Below are 4790 nucleotides of genomic sequence, written 5' to 3'. Positions count from 1 at the left end.
TGGCGATCGCCGGCGAGGCGATCATGATGTCCTGCGCCTGGTTGGGTCCCTGTGCGAGGGGCTCGGTGGGGCGCTGCACGCGAACCGTGATGTCGCCGTAGGTGTCCGGGTCCGAGCTCGCCGACATGTGCGCCGCGAGGAACTCGCGCTCGTACCCGCGGAACGCGGAGATCAGCTGGAACGACGGTTCGTCCGATTCGGGATCGGTCGGGTCGGAGACCACCACGTAGTACGGCGGCTGACTGGGGCCCTCCACCGGGCCTCGGTTGGCGGCCTGCGCACCCGCCGGCCCGCCGGCCGGCCCGCCCGCGGGCGGGGTCGGGTTCTGGATCGACGAGGTCACGGTGGGATCGGAGGGCACCGACCAGAAGGCGTCGTTGGTGAAGAACTGGCCCGGGTCGTCGACCTGGTACTTGGCCAGCAGCTCACGCTGGACCTTGAACAGGTCCTCCGGGTAGCGCAGGTGCTCCTCGAGCTCCTCCGAGATCGCGTCCCGCGGCTGCACGATGCCGGGTAGGGCCTTCATCCAGGTCTGCAGCACCGGGTCCGACTCGTCGAACGCGTAGAGGTCCACCGTGCCGTCGTAGGCGTCGACCGTGGCCTTGACCGAGTTGCGGATGTACGAGACCTCCTCGTCCGGCAGCACCCGGCCGCCGGCCTCGTTGGTCGAGTCCGCCGTCATCGCCTCCAGCGAACTCAGCTCGGCGTACGGATAGGTCTTGAGCGTGGTGTACCCGTCGACGATCCACTTGATCCGTCCGTCGATCACGGCCGGGTACGTATTGGTGTCGGTGGTCAGCCACGGGGCGACCTTCTGGACACGGTCGCGGGGGTCGCGGTCGTAGATGATCTTGGAGTCGTCGCCGATCAGGCTGGACAGCAGGATGTTGCGCTCGGCGAACCTCAGCGCGTAGGCCGTGCGGTTGATCCAGCCGCCGATCGGGACCCCGCCCTCGCCGGTGTAGGTGTACTGCTGGGTGTCCGTGTCGTACTCGCGCGGGCCCTCGCCGTTGTCGCCGACGATGGCGTAGTCGGGGTCGGACTGGGCGATCAGCGGACCGAAGTAGGTCCGCGGCTGGGTCACCGGGATCACCATCTCCTGACCACTGGCGATGGCCTCGAGGTCGGAGACCTGGAAGTTCGGCAGTCCGCCGCGATCCGAGCCGGCGTCGTCCGCGATCTCGTTGACGCGGTTGGCGGGCGCGGAGACGAAGCCGTTGCCGTGGGTGTAGACGGTGTGCCGGTTGATCCAGTCCCGCTGGTTGGCCTGCAGGGACTCCGGGTTGAGCTCACGGGCGGCCACGAGGAAGTCCCGCATCTCACCGTCGATCGTGTACCTGTCTATGTCGAGCGTCTCGGGGAAGCCGTAGAAGTTCCGCAGCTGGTGCAGCTGGGTGAACGTGGGCGAGAGGACGTTGGGGTCGAGCACGCGGACGTTGGACAGCGTCGTGACGTCCGAGCCCGCCTCCCGCGGGTTCGGGTCGGCCGAGCCCCAGTTCTCTATGTAGGTGACGCGGTCGTCCCCGATGTCGTACGCGGCCCGCGTGGCCTCGATGTTGCGGGCGATGTACTCCCGCTCCTTCTCGGCGCGGTTGGGGTTGACGGAGAACTGCTCCACGGCGAGCGGCCAGGCCGAACCCACCACGAGCGCGGAGAACAGCAGGAGCACGGTGGCGAGCGCGGGGATGCGCAGGTCCCTGATCACGATCGCGGAGAAAAAGGCGATCGCGCAGACGATGGCCACGGAGAACATGAAGATCTTGGCCGGGATCAGCGCGTTGACATCGGTGTGTCCGGCACCGGTGAACGTCGCGTTCTCCCGGAACAGCAGCTCGTAGCGGTCGAGCCAGTAGGCGGCCGCCTTGAGCAGGATGAACAGTCCGGCGAGGCTGACCAGCTGGATCCGCGCGGCGCGGGTCAGCGCACCCTCACGCGCTCCGGGACGGAGACCACCGAACAGGTAGTGCGTGACGAGGTTGGCGATAAACGCCAGGACCACGGCCACCATGAGCCAGGTGACGATCGACCGCCACAGCGGCAGCTCGAAGGCGTAGAAGGAAATATCGAGCCCGAACTGCGCATCCGTCTGACCGAACGGCGTGGAGTTGAAGAACGCCAGGACCGACTGCCAGCCCGACTGCGCCACCGAACCGGCGAGGAGGCCGATCGCGACAGGGACCCACAGCACCGTCTTGGCCGGCGAGTCGCCGAGAGCCGCCCGGTACCTCGCCAACGCATCGGGCATCCCCGGCTGTGCCAGGAACACCGGCCGGTGCCGGAAGGCCAGCAGGATCCCCGCGGCGATCGCGAGTCCCACCAGGAGGGCGACCACGACGAACAGACCGATCCGCGTGAGCAGTTCGGTCCTCATCACACTGGTGGCGTCGACCGAGCCGAACCACAGCCAGTTGGTGTAGGTGGAGTTGATCCTCGGCAGTACCTGGATCAGGACGATGAGGATGACGATGGAGATGGCGACGGCTCGGCCGCGACGTGAGATCGCGATCGGCCGACCGGGATTACCGGGTGGGCGGACGGACACCGGGGAAACTCCTGGACTGCTGGGGCGGACATGCTCGTGGAACCCACCTTACGGAAAAGCGTCGCCTCACCCGCAGGTCGGTGGCTCTCCCCCGGAAACGGCCTCCTCCAGCGCCTCCAGCGCGCCCCGGAGGGTGTCCACCTCGATCAGGCGGATGCCACCCGGTGGGTCCTGCACGGCTTCCGCACAGTTTCCGGCGGGGACGAGGAACTCGGTCGCCCCCGCATCCCGGGCGGCACGGATCTTGTGCGTGATCCCCCCGATCGGCCCGACGGTTCCGTCGACCCGGATCGTGCCCGATCCGGCGACCTCGGCCCCGCCGGTCAACTCGCCCGGGGACAGCTTGTCCACGATCGCGACCGCCAGGACCAGCCCCGCCGAGGGGCCGCCCACGTTCGGGTCGATGTTGATCTCGACGTCCGTCCCGTCGGCCGGTGTGTCGCCGACGAGGATGCCCAGGCGGCCCTGGTCGGGATCGCCGTCCGGTCCGGCGGGCTGCAACGTCGTCGTCGTCGTCTCCTCGCGCCCGTCCCTGGTGAACCCGATCCGGACCTCGTCGCCCGGACGGTGGGCGCTGACCTGCTCGACCACCGCTGTCGAATCCGAGACCCGCTCCCCGCCGATCGAGGTCAGGATGTCGCCCTCACGGAGGAGGTCGGCCGCCGCGCCCTCCGGGTCGACGGCCTCGACCCGGGGCTGCATCGGGATCCCCAGGTACCCGTAGGCGGCGGCCTCGGCCGAGTTCTCCGACCCCACCATCTCCGCGGCGTTGGACTCGCGGACCTCGTCCCTCGACCGTTCCGGGGGGAAGACCTGGTCGCGGGGGACCACCATCTGCACCGGATCCAGCCAGAACCTCATGGCGTCGAGCAGGGTCAGGTTGTCGCGGACCGCGACCGTCGTCATCCGTAGTGCTCCGGAGGTCTCGTCCGCCTCACGCCCGCTGACCTCGACGACGGGGACAGTCTCCACCCCGTCGCCACGCTCGACCTCGACCTCCCCGAGGGTGTCGTAGGTGGGCCCGGGGCCCATGGCCACGAGCGGCACGGTCGCCGACGTGGCCAGGACGAGCAGCAGCACCGCCGGGACCAGAGCGGCGAGGAGGGTCAGCAGTCGGCGACTCACGGGGGCAAGGGTAGTCCGCGCGGGCGGAACCGTGACGTCGCGCCCGGACCTGCGCACCCGTCGGGCTGTACCGTTGTGGCATGAACCAGCCCTTCGGTTTCTCCGCTTCCGATGACGACGGTCGCGACGACGACCGGGGCCGCGACCCGGGCGGCCCCGGCGGTTTCGACCCCTCCCAGTTCGGTCAGTTCGGCCAGATGCTCTCCCAGTTCGGGCAGATGCTCGGCTCCATGGGGTCGGCGATGACCGGGCCCGGCGCCTCCGGCCCGGTGAACTACCAGCTCGCCCGCACCGTGGCACTGCAGGCCCTCGGCCGTACCCCGGTCGTGAGCGAGGCCTCCGGCACCGCCGCGCAGGAGTCCGTCCGGCTGGCCGAGCTGTGGCTGGACGAGACCACGATGTTCCCCTCCGGCGTACACCGGACCGAGGTGTGGACCCCCCAGCAGTGGGTCGAACAGTCCCTCCCCACGTGGGAGAAGATCTGCACCCCGGTCGCCGAGCAGATGAACTCGGCCACCAAGGGGGCGATGCCCGAGGAGGCGCGCCAGCTCGCCGGCCCGCTCCTGGGAATGCTCGACCAGATGGGCGGCATGGGCTTCGGGATGCAGCTCGGCCAGGGACTGGGCAAGCTCGCCCCCGCCGTGCTGTTCTCCTCCGAGGTGGGGCTCCCGTTCGGGGACGACGGCGTGGCCGCCCTGTGCCCGACCGCGATCGACGCGTTCGCCGAGGAGCTCGAGCTGCCCCGCCAGGAGGTCGTGGTGTTCCTCGCCGCGCGCGAGGCCGCGCACATCCGGTTGTTCGCCGGAGCGCCCTGGCTGCGGGCTCGGGTGCTGGCCACCGTCGAGGAGTACGCCCGCGGGATCCGGGTCGACACCTCGGGGCTCGACGACCTGGCCTCGGGTCTCGACCCGTCCATCCTCCAGGACCCCACCAAGCTCCAGGAACTGCTGTCCGGCGGCGCGGGCGCCATCGGCCCCAAGGTGACGAATGTCAACGAGGCCGCGCTTGGCCGCCTCGAGACGCTGCTCGCCCTGGTCGAGGGCTGGGTCGACGCGGTCGTCACCGCCGCGGTCGGTGACCGACTGCCCAGCGCGGACAAGCTGCGCGAGATGTGGCTGCGACG

The 4790-nt window shown here is 69.7% G+C and carries 3 protein-coding genes; 1 reads left to right on the top strand and 2 read right to left on the bottom strand.

Going from position 1 to position 4790, the window contains the following annotated elements; all coding sequences use genetic code 11:
* Positions 1–2542, bottom strand: a 2542-nt coding sequence (locus G6021_RS01285) for a UPF0182 family protein (RefSeq protein WP_182640503.1), incomplete at its 3' end; no start/stop codon positions are given.
* Between the two features lie 66 nt (positions 2543–2608).
* Positions 2609–3667, bottom strand: coding sequence for a PDZ domain-containing protein (locus G6021_RS01280; RefSeq protein WP_182610236.1), 1059 nt, complete (start codon positions 3665–3667; stop codon positions 2609–2611).
* Positions 3668–3747: 80 nt separating this feature from the next.
* On the opposite strand from G6021_RS01280, the gene G6021_RS01275 reads away from it, so the two are divergent.
* Positions 3748–4790 (top strand): zinc-dependent metalloprotease (locus G6021_RS01275; protein WP_182640502.1); only part of this gene is annotated, 1043 nt, incomplete at its 3' end.

The organism is Dietzia sp. CW19 (assembly GCF_014145265.1).
In the GTDB taxonomy this organism is placed as follows: domain Bacteria; phylum Actinomycetota; class Actinomycetes; order Mycobacteriales; family Mycobacteriaceae; genus Dietzia; species Dietzia natronolimnaea.
The sequence above is the reverse complement of the archived record's forward strand: the minus strand, read 5'-3'. Positions and strand labels throughout refer to the sequence as shown.